This is a genomic window from Symbiobacterium thermophilum IAM 14863 (assembly GCF_000009905.1).
GTDB classification, from domain to species: Bacteria; Bacillota; Sulfobacillia; order Symbiobacteriales; family Symbiobacteriaceae; genus Symbiobacterium; species Symbiobacterium thermophilum.
Map to the genome: position 1 here is coordinate 1,390,636 of NC_006177.1, position 17,613 is coordinate 1,408,248.

Annotated in this window: 17 protein-coding genes and 1 pseudogene; 17 read left to right on the plus strand and 1 reads right to left on the minus strand. The window is 70.5% G+C overall.

Features of this window, described 5'->3' with window-relative positions:
- Positions 1-9 precede the first annotated feature (9 nt).
- Positions 10-1,248, plus strand: a complete 1,239-nt coding sequence (locus STH_RS06395) for a CaiB/BaiF CoA transferase family protein (protein ID WP_050742372.1) — start codon at positions 10-12, stop codon at positions 1,246-1,248.
- A 51-nt stretch (positions 1,249-1,299) separates the two neighbouring features.
- Here the strand turns inward: STH_RS06395 and STH_RS06400 are convergent, their stop codons facing one another.
- Entirely contained in the window at positions 1,300-2,916 is a 1,617-nt protein-coding gene (locus STH_RS06400) for a hypothetical protein (RefSeq protein ID WP_043713622.1), read from the minus strand.
- Between the two features lie 336 nt (positions 2,917-3,252).
- On the opposite strand from STH_RS06400, the gene pyrR reads away from it, so the two are divergent.
- The 16 genes and pseudogenes from pyrR (at position 3,253) to STH_RS06480 (ending at position 17,489) form a co-directional block, all read left to right on the plus strand.
- A complete protein-coding gene (gene pyrR / locus STH_RS06405; RefSeq protein ID WP_011195387.1) occupies positions 3,253-3,804 on the plus strand; it encodes a bifunctional pyr operon transcriptional regulator/uracil phosphoribosyltransferase PyrR in 552 nt (183 codons plus the stop codon).
- A gap of 9 nt (positions 3,805-3,813) precedes the next feature.
- Positions 3,814-4,746, plus strand: a complete 933-nt coding sequence (locus STH_RS06410; RefSeq protein WP_011195388.1) for an aspartate carbamoyltransferase catalytic subunit — start codon at positions 3,814-3,816, stop codon at positions 4,744-4,746.
- Positions 4,743-6,047 carry a dihydroorotase gene (locus tag STH_RS06415; protein WP_011195389.1) on the plus strand — a complete coding sequence of 435 codons (1,305 nt, stop codon included), beginning with the start codon at positions 4,743-4,745 and terminating at the stop codon, positions 6,045-6,047. The genes STH_RS06410 and STH_RS06415 overlap by 4 nt, the downstream gene beginning before the upstream one ends.
- Complete coding sequence (locus STH_RS06420; RefSeq protein ID WP_050742145.1) at positions 6,044-6,934, plus strand: dihydroorotate dehydrogenase electron transfer subunit; 891 nt, start codon at positions 6,044-6,046, stop codon at positions 6,932-6,934. Before STH_RS06415 ends, STH_RS06420 begins: the two co-directional genes overlap by 4 nt.
- Complete coding sequence (locus STH_RS06425) at positions 6,924-7,844, plus strand: dihydroorotate dehydrogenase (RefSeq protein ID WP_011195391.1); 921 nt, start codon at positions 6,924-6,926, stop codon at positions 7,842-7,844. The genes STH_RS06420 and STH_RS06425 overlap by 11 nt, the downstream gene beginning before the upstream one ends.
- An 82-nt stretch (positions 7,845-7,926) precedes the next feature.
- Entirely contained in the window at positions 7,927-8,523 is a 597-nt protein-coding gene (pyrE, locus tag STH_RS06430; protein ID WP_197525210.1) for an orotate phosphoribosyltransferase, read from the plus strand.
- 98 nt (positions 8,524-8,621) lie between these two features.
- Complete coding sequence (locus tag STH_RS17685; protein WP_011195393.1) at positions 8,622-8,897, plus strand: FmdB family zinc ribbon protein; 276 nt, start codon at positions 8,622-8,624, stop codon at positions 8,895-8,897.
- Between the two features lie 94 nt (positions 8,898-8,991).
- Complete coding sequence (locus STH_RS06440; RefSeq protein ID WP_011195394.1) at positions 8,992-9,252, plus strand: hypothetical protein; 261 nt, start codon at positions 8,992-8,994, stop codon at positions 9,250-9,252.
- A 572-nt stretch (positions 9,253-9,824) separates the two neighbouring features.
- Complete coding sequence (locus STH_RS17050; protein WP_011195395.1) at positions 9,825-10,616, plus strand: helix-turn-helix domain-containing protein; 792 nt, start codon at positions 9,825-9,827, stop codon at positions 10,614-10,616.
- Between the two features lie 475 nt (positions 10,617-11,091).
- The gene (locus STH_RS06450; protein WP_011195396.1) at positions 11,092-11,406 is read left to right on the plus strand and encodes a YbjQ family protein; all 315 of its coding nucleotides are present in this window, start codon (positions 11,092-11,094) and stop codon (positions 11,404-11,406) included.
- A 72-nt stretch (positions 11,407-11,478) separates the two neighbouring features.
- On the plus strand, positions 11,479-11,835 hold the full coding sequence (locus STH_RS06455; protein WP_197525211.1) for a cupin domain-containing protein: 357 nt from the start codon (positions 11,479-11,481) through the stop codon (positions 11,833-11,835).
- 83 nt (positions 11,836-11,918) lie between these two features.
- Positions 11,919-13,019 carry a glycerol dehydrogenase gene (locus tag STH_RS06460; RefSeq protein WP_011195398.1) on the plus strand — a complete coding sequence of 367 codons (1,101 nt, stop codon included), beginning with the start codon at positions 11,919-11,921 and terminating at the stop codon, positions 13,017-13,019.
- 177 nt (positions 13,020-13,196) lie between these two features.
- Positions 13,197-14,708, plus strand: coding sequence for a putative glycoside hydrolase (locus STH_RS17055; RefSeq protein WP_050742146.1), 1,512 nt, complete (start codon positions 13,197-13,199; stop codon positions 14,706-14,708).
- 28 nt (positions 14,709-14,736) lie between these two features.
- Positions 14,737-15,741 carry an LLM class flavin-dependent oxidoreductase gene (locus STH_RS06470; protein WP_043715140.1) on the plus strand — a complete coding sequence of 335 codons (1,005 nt, stop codon included), beginning with the start codon at positions 14,737-14,739 and terminating at the stop codon, positions 15,739-15,741.
- A gap of 46 nt (positions 15,742-15,787) precedes the next feature.
- Positions 15,788-15,883, plus strand: a pseudogene (locus tag STH_RS19920) (glutaredoxin family protein); the annotation flags it as partial.
- Between the two features lie 214 nt (positions 15,884-16,097).
- A complete protein-coding gene (locus STH_RS06480; protein ID WP_043713624.1) occupies positions 16,098-17,489 on the plus strand; it encodes a dipeptidase in 1,392 nt (463 codons plus the stop codon).
- Positions 17,490-17,613 lie beyond the last annotated feature (124 nt).

Genomic DNA, 17,613 nt, shown 5'->3' on the forward strand with positions numbered 1-17,613 from the left:
TCGGAACCTCTGGCGACCGCCGGTGCAGGCTCCTCTGCTTCCGGTGCTGCGGGGCCCCTCGCGGGCATCCGGGTGCTGGACCTCTCCCGGGTGTTGGCGGGCCCCTACTGCGCCCAGATGCTGGGCGACGCCGGGGCGGACGTGATCAAGGTGGAGTCACCGGCCGGGGACGACACCCGGGCCTGGGGACCGCCCTTTCTGGCTGGCTGCGAACCGCAGCCCGGCCGTCCGGGCGACAGCGCCTATTATGTGTCGTGCAACCGGAACAAGCGGGGGATCGTGCTGGACCTGACCACCCCGCACGGGCAGGAGGCGCTCTGCCGGCTGGTCGCCCGGGCGGACGTGCTCATCGAGAACTTCAAGCCCGGCACCATGGAGCGCTGGGGCCTGGGGTACGAAGACGTGCTGCGCCCGCTGAATCCCCGGCTGGTCTACGCGAGCATTTCAGGTTACGGCCGGACGGGGCCGGACGCCGACCTGCCGGGCTACGACTTCGTGGCACAGGCCGTCGGCGGGATCATGTCCATCACCGGCGAGCCGGAGGGCGACCCGATGAAGGTGGGCGTGGCCGTCACCGACCTGACCACCGGGATGATGGCCGCCTTCGCCATCTGCGCCGCCCTGATCGCCCGGCAGGCGACCGGCCGGGGGCAGCGGGTGGACCTCTCGCTGCTGGAGACCCAGGTGGCCTGGCTGGCCAACGTGGGCCAGTCCTACCTGGTGAGCGGCCAGCCGCCCCGGCGCTGGGGCAACGCCCACGCGTCGATCGTCCCGTACGAACTCTTCCACGCCGCCGACCGGCCCATCGTCGTCGGCGTGGGCAACGATGCGCAGTTTGCGCGCTTTTGCGCTGTGTTGGGCCGGCCGGAGTGGGCGGCGGACGAGCGGTTCGCCACCAACCCGGCAAGGCTGCGGCACCGGCGGGAACTGGTGGGGCTCATCGCCCGGGAGCTGCGCACCCGTCCGGCGGCCGAATGGCTTGCGGCCATGCGGGCAGCCGGCGTCCCCTCCGGGCCCGTGCGCACCATCCCCGAGGTCTTCGCCGACCCGCAGGTGCTGGCCCGGGGGATGAAGGTGGAATGCAACCATCCGGTGGCCGGGTTGATCTCCCTCATCGGCATCCCGTTCAAGTTCAGCGACACGCCGGCGACTGTCCGCCGCCCTCCGCCCCGGTGGGGGGAGCACACGGCGGAGGTGCTGGCCGAGATCGGGTACAGCGCGGAGGAGATCAAGCAGTTCCTCATGTAGAGGGCGCGGCCCCCGTGGTGGGGGCCGCGCCGTACATACGACCCGGGGTCGTCAGTCCAGCGCCCAGCGCAGTGGGGTGCCCTCCAGCGAGATCTCCCCGATCTGTCCGTCCTCCGTCCGCACCCAGAGGCGCCAGGCGTCCGCGTACCAGCCCAGGGCCGGCACGTCCGACCGGGGGCGGTACGGGACGAGCCGGGTCCCGTTGGGGAGGCAGGCCTCACCCGTGCCGAACTCGCGGGGGATGAGGGGGAGGCAACCCTCCACCCCGGCGACGACCAGCGGGAATTCGGGGATGGGGCCCGCCTGCACCTGGACGGCCGTCTCCATCGGCGGCCGCTCCTCGCACATTCCGCCGCCGGGCTTGGGCGGCAGGACGAACCGCAGCACCGCGCTGTCCCGGCCCCACGGGTTCACGTGCCCGTACGGTGTGACGAACCCCTCCAGCGTGATGCCCATCTGGTCCGTGCCCGCCCCGTCGGAGACGGCGATGCGCCCCAGGGCGAACAGGTCCGGGTCATCCGGCGCAGGCTGCGGTTCACCCTTCCAGTCCTGACCGGAAAACGCCGGGAGGGCCCGCAGTTCACCGGCCGGCGTGAGGAGGCGGTATCCATCCGACGAATGCACCACCAGCCCGGAGCCGTCGCTCAGCCAGCGGGCGCCCCCGCTGCCCACCGCGGGGAAGCACGTGGTGACGCCGAACGCCCGGAGCCCGGGCTCCAGCGTCCAGGCGTCCGCCACCACCGTCACGGGGGCCAGCCGGTCCACCGGCCACTCCACCCAGGTCATCCACCGCCCGTCGGGCGAGAAGGTGAGGGGATAACCCGGCGCCCTCAGGTCGGCGATCACCGTACCGTCCCAGTCCAGCCGGACCAGCCGGTGCGGCTGCGCGGCGGGCGGCGCCTGATCGTCCGGGATCTCCACAGCGACCTGCAGCAGGTCGTCGAAGGGCGCCATCGCCGGCCAGGCGTCGGGGCCGAGCTGCAGGTCGGCCAGCGTCACGGCGGCGCCGCTCTCCAGGTCAAGCGCGATGACCTCGCCCCGGGACAGGAGGATGGCCGCCCGGCGGCCGTCGGGCGCCAGGACGGCGGAGCGCACGGGATCCGCCAGGACGAAGGTGTGCCGCACCCGCAGGTCCGGCCCGGTCCAGATCAGGCGGCCGGTCTCGTCCCGGAAGCCGTCCGGCTCCTCCGCCAGCTCCGCGAACAGGAACCCCTGCTCGGCGGCCAGCAGGAGTCGGTAGCGGGACGCGTCCCACCGCCACATGGCGCCGGTCTGCCGGTCGACGATGTACCCGTCGTCCTCCTGATACGCCGTGCCGATGAGGAACCGGTTGTCGTCGGTGACCTGCCCGAAGAAGTAGGTCCAGTCATCCTCCGGCGGCGGCAGCCAGCCCTCACCCTGGCCGGTGGCGGTGTCGAGCAGGTAGATCCCCGGCCGGTCGATGGTGTCGCCGGCGGCGAACGCGATGCGGACCAGCCCGTCCGTCACCTGCTCCGCCAGGACGGCGGGTAAAGCGCCCGGCGCGGTGTCTCCGGCCGGTGCCCCCGAACCGGCGGGGGCGCTGCCCGCGTCCGTCTCCCCGGCAGGCGAGCCGGCTCCCGCGCTGCAGGCGGAAAGCAGCGCAGCCAGCACCAGCGCTGCGATGGGCCACTTCCGTACCCTCAGCATGATTCCAACCTCCCCCGCCCCCGCCGGTGCGGCCCATCCGCATCGGGCCTGCGCTTCCAGGCGCGGGGGCGTTCCTCTACCGGGATAAACGCCGCCGACGCCGGAAGGTAACGCGCCTCTGCTCCAGCCCCCTTGATTTCGCGGGCCCCCGGTGGTATGTTCAACGAAGGACATGCTGCTTTAACCCAGTCCCGTGAGGCTGGTAAGGAGCACCATACTGGACCGCAGGCCCTGACGCGCGCGGCCCTTGCCGCGCCTGGGCGCAGTGTGAGACAGTAGACCTCCTTGCCGGTGACGGGCGAGGAGGTTTTTTCATGCCCATGAGGAGGTGGCTCCGTGACCAAGCCTGAGCCCAAGGCGATCCTGATGGACGCCAACCAGATGCGGAGGGCGCTGTCCCGCATCGCCCACGAGATCATCGAGCGGAACAAGGGGACGGAACACGTGGCCCTGGTGGGCATCCGCCGCCGGGGCATCCCCCTGGCGCAGCGGCTGGCCGAGCGGCTGAAGGAGTTCGAAGGCCGGGACGTGCCCGTAGGCAGCCTGGACATCACCCTGTACCGGGACGACCTGACGGAGCTGGGCACCCTGCCGGTGGTCCACAAGAGCGAGGTCAACTTCACGCTGCCCGGCCGGGTGGTGGTGCTGGTCGACGACGTGATCTACACCGGCCGCACGGTCCGGGCGGCCCTGGACGCGCTGCTGGACATCGGCCGGCCGTCCGCCATCCAGCTCGCGGTCCTGGTGGACCGCGGCCATCGGGAGCTGCCCATCCGGCCTGACTACGTCGGCAAGAACGTGCCCACTTCCCGCCGGGAGCGGGTGGAGGTCAACGTGGTGGAGATCGACGGCGAGGATTACGTCGCCCTCTTCGACAACGAGGGGTAGGGTTGCGGCATGGCCAGGCTGAAGCGGAAGGACATCCTGGGGCTCCGGGACATGACGGTCGAGGAGATCGACCTGATCCTGGATACGGCAGAGGCCCTGAAGGATCTGGCCACCCGGCCGATCAAGAAGGTGCCGACCCTGCGGGGCAAGGCGCTCGCGACCCTGTTCTACGAGCCCTCCACCCGCACCGCCAAGTCGTTCGAGCTGGCGGGCAAGTACCTGGGGGCAGATGTCATCACCATCTCCGCGTCCACCAGCTCGGTCCAGAAGGGCGAGACCCTGAAGGACACGGCCCGCAACCTGGAGGCCATGGGCATCGACGCCGTGGTGCTGCGCCACAGCATGGGCGGCGCGCCCCACCTGCTCGCCCGGGCGCTGCGGGCCTCGGTCATCAACGCCGGCGACGGCCTGCACGAGCACCCGACGCAGGGGCTATTGGACATGCTCACCATCCGGCAGCGGAAGGGCCGCTTCAAGGGACTCAAGGTCGCCATCATCGGCGACTCGTACCACAGCCGGGTCGCCCGGTCCGACATCTTCGCCCTGACCAAGTACGGCGCCGAGGTCTGGCTGGCCGGCCCCTCCACGCTCCTGGCACGCGGCTTCGAGGAGTGGGGCGTCCGCACCACCACCCGGGTGGAGGAGGCGCTGGAGGGGGCGGACGTGGTGATCGTCCTCCGCCTGCAGCTGGAGCGGCAGCAGAAGGGGCTCTTCCCCACCGTGGCCGAGTACCACCGGTTCTGGGGCGTCACGCCGGAGCGGCTGCGGCTGGCCAGGCCCGATGCGCTGCTCATGCATCCCGGCCCGCTCAACCGGGGGGTCGAGATCAGCACGGCGGTGGCGGACGGCCCGCAGTCGGCGATCCTGGAGCAGGTGACCAACGGCGTGGCGGTGCGCATGGCCCTTCTCTACCTGCTGCTGGGAGGGGGGGAGGCGGCGTGAGCAGTCTGCTGATCCGCGGCGGCCGGCTCCTGGACCCCGCCAACGGGGTGGACCGGGTGGCCGACGTGCTGGTGGCGGACGGGCGGATCCGGGCCATCGGGGAGGGGCTGCCGGTCCCGCCGGGCGCGACGGTGATCGAGGCGTCGGGCAAGGTGGTGGCGCCGGGGTTCATCGACGTCCACGTACACCTGCGGGTGCCGGGCCAGGAGTATAAGGAAGACATGCGGACCGGGACCGCGGCCGCGGTGCGGGGCGGGTTCGTCGGCGTCGTCTGCATGCCCAACACCCGCCCCGTCATCGACAGCGCACCTCTGGTCGCGCACGTGCTGGACCTGGCGGGCCGGGAGGGGCTCTGCCGCGTGTGGCCCGCCGGCGCCATCACCAAGGGGTCGCAGGGCGAGGAGCTGGCCGAGATCGGCGAGATGGCCCGGGCGGGCGCCGTCGCCGTCACCGACGACGGCAAGCCCGTGGACCGGGCGGAGACGATGCGCCAGGCGATGATCTACGCCCGGCAGTTCGACCTGCCGGTGATGGACCACTGCGAAGACCGGTCGCTCTCTGCCGGCGGCGCCATGCACGAGGGGCGGGTGTCCTCCCTGCTGGGCCTGAAGGGGATTCCCGCCGCCGCCGAGGAGGTGCACGTCGCCCGTGACATCCTGCTGGCGCTGGAGACCGGCGCCCGGGTTCACCTGCAGCACCTGTCCAGCCGCCGGTCGGTGGAGCTGGTCCGCTGGGGCAAGGCGCAGGGCGCCCGGGTGACGGCGGAGGCCACGCCCCACCACTTCACCCTCACGGACCAGGCGGTGGCCGACATGGCCTACTCCCCCAACACCAAGATGAACCCGCCCCTCCGGGAGGAGGCGGACCGGCAGGCCATCCTGGAGGGGCTGGCCGACGGGACCATCGACGTGATCGCCACCGATCACGCCCCGCATCACGTGGATGAGAAGGATGTGGAGTACCCGCTGGCGGCCTTCGGCATCACCGGGCTGGAGACGGCGGTGGGCCTGGCCCTGGACCGACTGGTGCGCCCGGGCCTGATCCGGCTGGAGCAACTGATCCTCATGCTGTCCACCCGCCCCGCCCGGCTGATCAACCGGACCCCGCCCGCGCTCCGGGAGGGGGCTGAGGCCGATATCACGGTGCTGGACCTGGATCGCACCTGGACGGTGAGCGCAGACGAGATGGCCTCCAAGTCCCGCAACTCGCCCTTCATCGGGTGGACGCTCACCGGCGCCCCCTACGCCACCGTGGTGGGCGGCCGGCTGCGGATGCTGGAGATGAAGGTGATCGCCGGATGAAGCCGCCCGACAAGGCCCATCGGCGCGCACAGGTCCAGGCCGCGTGGGTCAGGGAGGCCGGGCGGGTGCTGGCCCACGAGGGCGACGGCGAGATCTGCCGGCTGACGCTCCACGCCCCGGAGATCGCCCGCCGGGCGGCCCCCGGGCAGTTCGTGCAGGTCCATCCCGTGCCCGTGGCACTGCGGCCGTCGGCCCCTGCAATCGATCCGCTGCTGCGGCGGCCGTTCTCGCTCTGCGAGATCCGGCCCGAGGAGGGGGAGATCACCCTGATCTACCGGGTGGTGGGGCGGGGGACCCGGGTGCTGTCGTCGGTCCCGGCCGGCGCGGAACTGGATCTGCTGGGCCCCCTGGGCCGCTCCTTCCCCGACCCGCGGGCCGGACGGGGGCTCCTGGTGCTGGTCGGCGGCGGCCTGGGCATCCCGCCCATGGCGGCCGCGGCCCGCTGGGCGGCCCAGGCCCGGCGCGACGCCGTGGCGATCCTGGGTGCCCGGACCGCCCGCTACCTGGCCGGCGCCCGGGAGGTGGCGGCCAGCGGGATGCCCGTGGTCACGGTGACCGACGACGGGTCGGCGGGGCAGCAGGGCATCGTCACGGAGCCCCTGGACCGGATGCTTCGCCATGGCGCGGCCGCAGCAGCAGGCCGGCCGGGCGCGGCCAACCCGGTCGGCGAGGTCTGGGCGTGCGGCCCCGAGCCGATGCTGGCGGCGGTGAAGGAGCTGTGCACCGCAGCCGGCGTCCCGTGCTTCGTCTCGGTGGAGCGGTTCATGGGGTGCGGCTTCGGCGCCTGCCTCGGCTGCACGGTGCCCCGGGCCGGCGGGGGCTACCTGAAGACGTGTCAGGACGGGCCCGTCTTCCCCGCGGAGGAGGTGGTCCTCGGTGGCTTCTGATCAGCCTGACCTGGCCGTCCAACTGTTCGGCCGGACCTTCCGTACCCCCGTCTGGGCCGCATCCGGCTGCTTCGGTTACGGTCGGGAGTTCGCCGGCGTGTTGGACCTCTCCCGGGTCGGTGCGATCTGCGTCAAGGGCACGTCCATCGAGCCCTGGACGGGCAACCCGGGGATCCGGGTGGTGGAGACGCCCGGCGGCATGCTAAACGCCATCGGCCTGCAGAATCCCGGGGTCGACCACTTCCTGACGGTGGACTGGCCGTGGCTGCAGGAGCAGGGGGCGACGGTGATCGTCAACATCGTCGGCCGGACGGTGGAGGAGTACGTCGCCGTGGCCAGGCGGCTCGAGGGGACAGGTGTGGCCGCGGTGGAGCTGAACATCTCCTGCCCCAACGTGAAGGAGGGGGGGATGGCCTTCGGGACCACCCCTGGGAGCGCGGCCGCGGTCACGGCCGCCGTGCGGAAGGCCACCACCCTGCCGCTCATCGTGAAGCTCTCCCCCAACGTCGCCGACGTCGTGGCGATCGCCCGGGCGGTGGAGGACGCCGGCGCCGACGGGCTGTCGGTGATCAACACCCTCCAGGGCATGTCCATCGACATCCGGCGCGGCAGGCCGCACCTGGGCAACGTCTTCGGCGGCCTGTCCGGCCCCGCGATCAAGCCCGTCGCCCTGCGGATGGTCTGGCAGGTGGCCGGGGCGGTGAAGGTGCCGGTGATCGGCGTCGGCGGCATCATGTCCGGCGAGGACGCCGCCGAGTTCCTGATGGCCGGGGCATCGGCCGTCCAGGTGGGCACCGCCTGCTTCATCGACCCGCGGGCGCCCCTCACGATCGCGGAGGAACTGGCCCGATTTATGGGAGAGCACGGGTTTCGGAACGTACGCGCGCTGGTGGGCGCCGCGCGGGGCTGACCCGCCGTACCCACCGAGCGGGGGATCCGAAGGTCTTGTGGCTGGTGACGGCAACGACGAAGGCCATGGAGGAGGACGGCCCATGACGCTTGGCTTGACCCCTGAGGAGGTGCTGGACATCCTGCGCGCCACCGGGGCCCTGCTGGAGGGCCACTTTCAGCTGACTTCGGGGCGCCACTCGGACCGCTTCTTCCTCATGCCGCACACGCTCCAGCACCCTCTGCAGACCGAGCGGCTGTGCCGCGCCCTGGCGGCACGGTTTCAGGAGGACGAAGTGGAAACCGTCGTGGGACCGGCGACGGGCGGCATCATTCTGGCTTACGAGGTGGCCCGCCAGCTGGAGCGGCTGACCGGTCGGCCCGTCCGGGCCATCTTCACGGAGAAGACGGAGGACGGCGGCATGGCGCTGAAGCGTCAGTGGCGGCTGCGGTCCGGCGAACGGGTGTTGGTGGTGGAGGACGCGATCACCACCGGCGGGTCGGTTGTCAAGGCCATCGCAGCCCTTCAGGCGTATCAGCCGGCGCTGGTCGGCGTCGGCTGCATCGTGGACCGCTCACGGGGCGCCGTTGATTTCGGCGTGCCCCTGCGCCCGCTGATCCGGGTGGACGTGGAGTCCTGGCCGCCGGATCGGTGTCCGCTCTGCCTGGCCGGGGTGCCTGTGGTGAAGCCGAAGGCGTAGTTAGCACTCATCGTCTCCGAGTGCTAACTGCCCCTTGAATCTGTATTCCCACCCAGGTAAAATTACGTCATGATTCCTCAGCAAGGGGGGAGACAGGCATGCCGATCTACGAGTTCAGGTGCAACGCATGCAATCACCTCTTCGAAGAACTGGTCCCGCTGAATACCACGGGTGAGAATCAGAAGTGCCCTGAGTGCGGGCACGTTGGCGCAAGGCGGCTGGTCTCCGCCTTCGCTGCGCACGGTCTGGAGAACGGGCATATTGCGGTGGGGCAGAAGCTGACGAGCCTGGACAAGGCCCGGGCGTCCGGCAAGTCCGAGAGCAAGTCCGGCGAGAGCAAGTCCTCGGGCGAGAGCGCCAGCAAGTCGGCGTAAGCGGAGTCCACTGGGGAGAGACCGGCTGCGGCCGGTCTCTCTTGCTGTTGGATTTCGTCAAGTGGTATCATGCTGGGGAGGGAGGGGACACGGAATGCGGCGAATCAAGTACAGAGACGAAGAGTACCTGGTTCACACCCGTTCTGGCATGCGGCTGATCGACGCTCTGGTGGAGCAGGGCGTCCCCGTCACCTGTGACTGCGACGGCAGGGCGCACACCACCGAGCAGTGCCTGGTGCAGTGGCCGAAGGATACGGCCTTCCTTCTTACTGAGCCCACCGAGTTCGAGCGCCGGCAGCTGGGCGACCGCTTGGAGAAGGGGCACCGGCTCGCCTGCCAGGCGCTGTTCAAGTGATCCGCACGTGAAGGGAGCACCGACCCGCGTCGGTGCTCCCTTTTTCCGCGCCCATCCCTCCGGTCCGAACGTTGCGGGGCGGGCGGGTGGAGAAGGACCGGCCGCGGTTCGGGAGGGGGGCCAGGCACCCGTAGGGTCTCTGGACTATCCGTTCTGTTCGCACCGACTGTTGGTGTCGCCCGCCATCCTGCCGGCCCGCCCGGATGCCGCCGGTTCGTCGAGATCACCCGCACGGGTGATCTGTCCCGGTCTGGACAACGAACTCGTGTTCGCTACAATGGAACTCGGATCCCGAAACGGGAGGTGCCTCCACGATGTCTGCCCGGTTGCCCGGCCTGAGGCCGTCCCCTGCACCGTCCCTTGCACCGTCCCCGCCGGTTGGGCAGGAAGGATGGACGCCGAAGGCGTGTCCCTGGTGTGGGGCAACAGGGCAGGTGACCCGATGCGGCGGGTTCCGGACGGCGTCTGGTCGGCGTGTGCAGCGCTACCGCTGCGGGGCCTGCTGCCGAACGTTCAGCCGGAACACCGGTACCCCGAGCTACCGGCTCCACAAACCCTCGGCTTGGCAGGCCATGATCGAACTCCTCGCGGAGAGCCTGCCGCTGCGGCGGGTCGCGTCCCGCCTGAACATCAGCGTGTCGACGGCGTTCCGCTGGCGCCACCGCGCCCTGACGGTGCTGAGCGCCCGCGACCGGAAGCCGCTGTCCGGCGACGTCAGGGTGGAGACCTTTCTTGTGAAGTACTCAGAAAAGGGCAGCAGAGTCTGCCACGGCCCGGGTAGCTGGGGGTACTGGAACGTCGTCCGCAAGGGGGAGGAGCCCGTCGGCCGGGTGCGATCGGGCCAGTCAGCCGGCCGGCGCCGCTTCCGGCTCTTGATCGATGGCAGGCCGCTGCACGTGATGGTGGCTGAGACCGACACCGGGTATGAGTTCGACATCCTGGGGCAGGGCAGGCGCAACGCGGAGATGGTGGCGGCCGGCCTCGCCAGGTTGATCCGGCCCGGTTCACGCGTGTTTGCGTTCGGCGGATCCGAGTACCGGCGGGCCTGTGAAACGCTGGGCTGCGAACATCACGATGGGGTTGCCGCCGTGAGCCGCTGGTTCCAGTGCCTTCGCGGCGCCGAGGAGGGTGGCGCGAGCCGTGGGGCTGAGGAGGTGACCACACCGGAGGTCCGTTTTCCCAACCTCCCGATTTGGTGGCTTCGCCGTTTCCGCGGTGTAGCCACCAAGTACCTGGGCCATTACCTGGCGTGGTTCCGCGACATCGTGCGGATCGTGGAGTTTCCTGCTGGGGCGAACATGGCATCGGCGGACGGGCGCGCCTTGCTGCGCAGACCCGCTGACTGGGGGGTGCCGCCGACCTGATGGACCGTGGACTGCCGTGAGCGCGCGGTGACGGCCTCGGCCTGCCATCGTTCGGCCCAGTTTCGACGCGCCGCTGGTGCCCTCTGTCCTGGGGTCGCCGGGCCCCTTCGCTACGGGCACTTCCTTCCACAGGCCACACTGGCTCGAGAGCGAGCAGATGGACCACCTCCCGCCGCCGCCCGGCGCCCCGGCGCCCGGCGCCTGGCGCCTGGCGCCTGGCACCTGGCATTTGGCACCTGGCATTTGGCACCTGGCATTTGGCACTTGGCACTTGGCACCTGGTACTTGGCACCTGGCACCTGGCGCTTGGCGCCTGGCGTCAACAGTGGCTGCGAACAGAACGGATGGGCTGCGTCCCCACCTCTCAGCCCCCGTCCGGGGGCAGGGTCTGGCTGTGAACCTTTCCCGCGCCGCACGCGCTCCTAACAGGCAGATGAGACCGGAATCGGATGCGCACAGGGGGAGGAATGCAGGGATGATCGTGACGACGACCCCTTCCGTTGAGGGGCGCCAGATCGCCGAGTACCTCGGGATTGTAAGCGCCGAGGCCATCATGGGCGCCAACTTTTTCCGTGACCTCGCCGCCTCGATCACGGACCTGATCGGCGGCCGGGCAGGTTCTTATGAGTCCAAGCTGCGTGAGGGCCGGGAAGAATGTCTCCGGGAGCTGGTGGCCGAGGCGGCGCGGCTGGGCGCGGACGCCGTGGTCGGGGTCGATATCGACTACGAGGTCGTCGGAGAATCCATGCTGATGGTTACCGCCAGCGGCACGGCCGTTCGGTTGCGCTGAGCCAGTCTCTCCCGGGAGTCTGGCCCGCGTCGGGCACATGGTCGGGTGTTCCGCGGGGATGCTATGGCGGGGGTGATCGCGACGGAGCAGACCAACCTGGCAGCCGTTTCCCTGCTCTCTGAAGCCCGTTTCACCAAGCGCATCTGCTTCAGCAACCCGCAGGTCCTGGTGTTCGTGCTCACCTTTGCGCCGGGCCAGGAGCTGCCGAAGCACAGGCACCCCGGTTCCACGCTCGTGGTTCACGTCACGGGGGGATCCGGGGTCGTGGTCGCAGACGGCCGTGAGACGCCGGTTGCGGCCGGCGACATCCTGCTGGTGGAGGGCGAAGAGGAGTTCGCCGTGCGCAATACGGGCAGCGAGGCCCTGGTGCTTCTGGCCAGCCTGAGCCCGAACCCTTCGGACCCGCGCTACGCGCAGCCCGTGGGGTGATCTCGCTCCTGGGCCGACAGCGGGGAGCGCCGAGTCTTCGCACCAAGAAACCAGGTGAGTAGCAGCAGGGGAGGAATCTGCACTTGAGCAAGGTGATCGTTGCACCCGGCAAGTACATCCAAGGCCCGGGGGAGTTGGACCGGCTGGCCGAACACACCGGCCAGCTCGGGGCGCACGCCTTCGTCATCGCCGACGAGTTTGTCATGAATCTGACCGGTGACCGCGTGACCGCCAGCTATGCCAAGGCAGGGGCCGCGGTGACGATGGAACGCTTCCAGGGGGAGATCACCCAGGCCGAGATCGAGCGGCTGACGGCGCGCTGCAAGGAGTCTCAGGCCGACGTGGTGGTGGGCATCGGCGGCGGGAAAACGTTGGATTCCGCCAAGGCAGTCGCCTACTACTGCGGCAATCTGCCCGCAGTCGTCGTGCCGACCGTGGCCTCCACGGACGCGCCGTGCAGCGCCCTGTCGGTGATCTACAAGGAGGACGGCTCGTTCGAACGGTATCTGTTCCTGCCGTCGAACCCGGCTGTCGTCGTCGTCGATACGGCGATCATCGCCAACGCGCCCGTCCGACTCCTGGTCGCGGGCATGGGCGACGCGCTCGCCACCTACTTTGAGGCGCGCGCGGCCCAGCGGGCCCACAAGCTGAACATCGTCGGAGGACACGGCACGCAGGCGGCCATGGCGCTGGCCCGGCTCTGCTACGACACCCTGCTTCAGGAGGGCATCAAGGCCAAGGCTGCGGCCGAGGCGCACGTGATCACCGAGGCCCTGGAGCGGATCGTCGAGGCCAACACCTACCTCAGCGGGCTGGGTTTTGAAAGCTGCGGGCTGGCGGCCGCCCACGCGATCCACAACGGCCTGTCCGCCCTGGAGGAGACCCACGGCGCCTACCACGGCGAGAAGGTGGCCTTCGGCACCCTCGCGCAGCTCGTCCTCGAGAACGCGCCCCTGGACGAGATCGAGGAGGTCATCGAGTTCTGCCTGAACGTGGGCCTGCCGGTGACGCTCGCAGATCTGGGGGTGCACACGGTCCGGGAGGAGCAGATCCGCCGGGTGGCTGAGCTGTCCTGCGCCGAAGGGGAAACCATCTTCAACATGCCGTTCGAGGTGACGCCGGAGAAGGTGTACGCCGCCATCCTGACGGCTGACCGGCTGGGTCACCTGTACAAGGGCGGTTGATGCGCCGAGCCCGGCCCCCAGGGGGCCGGGCTCGATGACACTCACGGCCTGTCCCGCACACCCCCGCCCGCAGCGGGAGGGTTTGGCAGCCGCGTTGTGGAAGGTTGCAAAGGCTGCACCCGGGCGGTCCTCCCGGGGCGCGGCGGCACAACTTCCAGTAAGGGTGGCGTTCGCCGCATGAGACGCACCAGCCTGACGCGCCGTCTTTCCGCCCTGCTTGCGTGCTTTCTTCTTGCCCTGTCGGTCCCGCCGGCCCCGGCGGGTGCCGCCGACCCGCCGTCCCCGGCCCCCGTCGCGCCGCTGATTCCCGCGGCCTCGGAGGTGAAGGGCGTCTATCTCACCGCCTGGAACGCGGGTGACCCTGCCTTCCTGGACGGGATTCTGGACCTGATCGCACGCACCGAACTCTACGCCGTGGTGGTCGACGTCAAGGACGACTCCGGCCGTGTTGCCATTGCCACCGACGAAGCCACGGCCACCCAAGCCGGGGCGGTAAGGGCCTTCCTGCGGGATCCGAAGGCGTTCACGGCGGACCTGCACCGGCGGGGTATCTACGCCATCGCCCGGATCGTCGCCTTCAAGGATCCCATCGTCGCCCCGGCCCGCCCCGACTGGGCCGTGCGCCACGCCTCCGGGGGGATCTGGCGGGACTGGAACGGGGTCGCCTGGCTCAATCCTTACAACCGGGAAGCCTGGGACTACGTGATCCGCATCGCCCGGGCTGCCGCAGAGGCCGGCTTCGACGAGATCCAGTTCGACTACGTTCGCTTCCCCACCGACGGCGACCTGAGCGCGACCCGGTACCCCGGCAGCGACGGCCGGGACTACGCGGCGGCGGTGGCGGACTTCCTGGCCCATGCCCGGGAGGAGCTGGCCCCTTACGGGGTGCTGGTCAGTGCCGACGTGTTCGGCCTGGTCACCTCCGCCCGGGACGACATGGGCATCGGCCAGCGGCTGGAGGAGATCGCCGGCGCGGTGGACTATGTCTCGCCCATGCTCTACCCTAGCCACTACGAGAGGGGCAACCTGGGCCTGTCCAACCCCAACGCCATGCCGTACGAAACCGTCCACCGGGCGCTGTCGGACGCCCGGGACCGCATCCTGGCGGCCGGGCTGGACAGCCGCACGGCGGTGCGGCCGTGGCTGCAGGACTTCTCGATGGGCTACCCCTACGGGCCGGATGAGGTTCGGGCGCAGATCCGGGCGACCTACGACGCCGGCTACAGCAGCTGGCTGCTCTGGAACGCGGCCAACCGGTACACCGCGGCGGCCCTGCAGGCCGGCGACACCGCACCGCCCCGGTCCCTCCCGCCGTCGGAAGTGGGGGAAGCGGTGACGGTGGTCCTGAACGGCCGCACGGTGACGTTCACAGACGTGGCGCCCTTCGTCGCCCGGAGCACGGGCCGGACGCTGGTGCCGCTGCGGGACCTGGCGGCGGCCCTGGGCGGCCGGGTCGACTGGGACGCCGCCACCGGCACGGCGCGGATCACCCTGGGCAGCCGCACGATCGCCGTCACGCCGGGCAGCGCCGAGGCGCAGGTGGACGGGCAGCCCGTGGTCCTGTCCCAGCCGGCGGTGCTCTGGCAGGGGCGGACGCTGGTGCCGCTGCGGTTCGTCAGCCAGGCGTTTGGCGCCCAGGTCGACTGGGACGGCGCGGCCAGGCGGGTGCTGATCCGCACGACGCCCTGATGCGGAAAGGAGAAGTGAGGTGCAGGGCATGAAGCTCTCGATTCTGGATCTGTCGCCCATTCCGTCAGGGTCTACCGCCAGTCAGGCCCTGCAGAACACCCTGGAGCTCGCCCAGCTGGCCGACCGGCTGGGCTACGAGCGTTACTGGCTGGCGGAGCATCACAACACCGCCGCCATCGCCAGCGTGGCGCCGGAGATCATGATCGGCCAGGTGGCCCGGGTCACCCGTCGCATCCGCGTCGGCGCAGGGGGCATCATGCTGCCCAACCATGCCCCCCTGAAGGTGGCCGAGGCCTTCCTCACCCTGGAGGCGCTGTTCCCCGGCCGGATCGACCTGGGCATCGGCCGGGCCCCGGGTACGGACCCCGTGACCGCCCGCGCCCTGCGGCGGACGGCCTCCCTGGGGGCAGAGGACTTCCCCGAACAGCTGGCCGACCTGTTCCACTTCGCCCGGGGGGACTTCCCGGAGGGCCACCCCTTCCGCAGCGTGCAGGCCACGCCGCCGGGCGTGCCGCTGCCGCCGGTCTGGCTGCTGGGCTCCAGCGATTACAGCGCCCGGCTGGCCGCCCGGCTGGGGCTGGCTTTCAGCTTTGCCGCCCACTTCAGCCCCTTCGACCCGGTGCTGCCGATGCGGCTGTACCGGGCGCAGTTCCGTCCGTCCGAGCACCGGGCGGAGCCCCACGCGATTCTGGCGGTCGCAGCCATCTGCGCCGACACCCGGGCGGAGGCCGAGCGGCTGGCCCGGGCCCTGGACCTCTTCTGGCTGCAGATCCGCCGCGGGGAACGGCGACCGCTGCCGAGCCCGGAGGAGGCCGAGGCCTACCCGTGGACGGCGGAGGAGCTGGCCGCCGTGCAGGAGCACCGGCGCTTGCTCTTCCTGGGCGAACCCGACGAGGTCGCCGCCGGGATCCGGTCGCTGGCGCTGGCGACCCAGGCCGACGAGGTCATGGTGGTTTCCCACATCCACGACCACCGGCAGCGGCTGCGTTCCTACGAACTGTTGGCCGAGGCCTTCGCGCTGGACCGTACCTGAAGAGGCCGGGGAACTCCCAGGCCGTGTTTTTGCGGCGCAGCCCCGCATCGTCGTCTTCACCACACCGACCTGCCCCTGGTGCCGTAGGGTCAAGCAGTACCTCACCGAGAAGGGCTTCCGGTTCCGGGAGATCGACGTCTCCCGGGACGAGCGGTCGGGGGACCGGGTGCTGTACGCCACGTTCTCCGGCGACGAGATCGAGCTGGAGGGGAGGCGCCACTTGCTGCTGGCCCGCAACGAGGCCGGAGGCGCCATCGCCCCGCCCTATCTTTTTAAAATTTTTCTTAGATTTTGCGCAGGATACCGCCGGTTCCCGGCCGAAAAAGACAGGGACAAGGCAGACGGAGGGATGTTGGATGGCGGACTGGATGGGCTACCTGGAGGAGCACCAGTCCCGGTTTCTGAACGAGTTCCTGTCCCTTCTGCGGATCCCCAGCATCTCCACGGATCCGGCCGCGGCCGGGGCGGTCCGGCAGGCAGCGGAGTGGGTGGCCGAGCGGCTCAGGCAGGCCGGGATGGACGGAGTGCGGATCCTGGAGACCGGCGGCCACCCGGCCGTCTACGGGCAGTGGTGCGGGGCCCCGGGGAGGCCGACTGTGCTCATCTACGGCCACTTCGACGTTCAGCCGGTGGACCCCCTGCACCTCTGGACTCACCCGCCCTTCGAGCCGGCGGTGGTCGACGGCCGGGTCTACGCCCGGGGCGCGACGGACATGAAGGGCAACCTGCTCCTGCCGATCGTCGCCTGCGAGGCACTGCTGCGGACGGAAGGGCAGTTGCCCGTGAACGTCAAGTTCCTGCTGGAGGGCGAGGAGGAGATCGGCAGTCCGAACCTGGGCCCGCTGCTGGAGGCGCACCGAGACCTTCTGGCCTGCGACCTGATGGTCAGCGCCGACGGCGGCTGCGGCACGCCCGAGCGGCCCGAGGTGTGGCTGGGACCCAGGGGGCTGGTGGGGCTGCAGATCAACGTGCGCACCGCAGACCGGGACCTGCACTCCGGCAACGGCGGCCTCGCGCCCAACGCCATCCACGCCCTCGTGAGGCTGTTGGACTCCATGCGCGACAGCGCCGGGCGCATCACCGTGGAGGGGTTCTACGATTCGGTGCGCCCCCTCTCGGATACGGACCGGGCGGAGATCGCGGCCGCGGCGTACCCGCCGGCCGAGTACCAGTCGCAGACCGGCGTGCGGGGCTTCTTCGGCGAGCCGGAGTTCACGCCCTTCGAGCGGGCGTCGGCCCGTCCCACGCTGGAGGTGAACGGCATCTGGGGCGGGTTCACCGGGGAGGGGATCAAGACGGTCATCCCCTGCGAGGCGCACGCCAAGATCACGTGCCGGCTGGTGCCGGACCAGCGGCCGGCGGAGATCCGGGAGAAACTGCTGGCGCACATCCGCCGGCACGCGCCCGCCTATGCCGAGGTCACGGTGGATTCCCTGCCCGGCGAGGCGGATCCCTACCTGATCCCCGCCGACCACCCGGCGCAGCAGGCCCTGGTCCGGGTGCTGACCGCGGTGACGGGCCGGCGGCCGGCCGTGACCCGCGGCTTCGGCACCGTACCGGTGATGGGGATGGTGAAGCGGATCCTGGGGGTGGAGACCATCTCGCTGGGCACCGGCCAGGCGGACGAGCGCGCCCACGCGCCGGACGAGTTCTACCGGCTCGACTCGTTCGCGCGAGGGCAGCGGGCCTACGTGCTGCTGCTGCACGAGCTGGGCGAGGCCCTGCCGCGCACGGACGACATCAAATGACACGCCTTTGTTGCCGTGGAACAGTTGTGTTCTGTCGCCAAACCGAGTAACCTATATAGTGGTTGGTCCGGTTGGTGAGCGGTGCGCGTCCGTGGTTTGTTCCGGGATCGTGTTCCCTCTCCAC

Coding starts and splice junctions, on each gene's coding strand:
- STH_RS06440 (WP_011195394.1), top strand. CDS start 8,992: ATGCGGCGAATCAAGTACAGAGACGAAGAGTACCTGGTTCACACCCGT.
- STH_RS17055 (WP_050742146.1), top strand. CDS start 13,197: ATGAGACGCACCAGCCTGACGCGCCGTCTTTCCGCCCTGCTTGCGTGC.
- STH_RS06420 (WP_050742145.1), top strand. CDS start 6,044: ATGAAGCCGCCCGACAAGGCCCATCGGCGCGCACAGGTCCAGGCCGCG.
- STH_RS06400 (WP_043713622.1), bottom strand. CDS start 2,916: ATGCTGAGGGTACGGAAGTGGCCCATCGCAGCGCTGGTGCTGGCTGCG.
- pyrE (WP_197525210.1), top strand. CDS start 7,927: ATGACGCTTGGCTTGACCCCTGAGGAGGTGCTGGACATCCTGCGCGCC.
- STH_RS06480 (WP_043713624.1), top strand. CDS start 16,098: ATGGCGGACTGGATGGGCTACCTGGAGGAGCACCAGTCCCGGTTTCTG.
- STH_RS17685 (WP_011195393.1), top strand. CDS start 8,622: ATGCCGATCTACGAGTTCAGGTGCAACGCATGCAATCACCTCTTCGAA.
- STH_RS06450 (WP_011195396.1), top strand. CDS start 11,092: ATGATCGTGACGACGACCCCTTCCGTTGAGGGGCGCCAGATCGCCGAG.
- STH_RS17050 (WP_011195395.1), top strand. CDS start 9,825: ATGATCGAACTCCTCGCGGAGAGCCTGCCGCTGCGGCGGGTCGCGTCC.
- STH_RS06470 (WP_043715140.1), top strand. CDS start 14,737: ATGAAGCTCTCGATTCTGGATCTGTCGCCCATTCCGTCAGGGTCTACC.
- STH_RS06410 (WP_011195388.1), top strand. CDS start 3,814: ATGGCCAGGCTGAAGCGGAAGGACATCCTGGGGCTCCGGGACATGACG.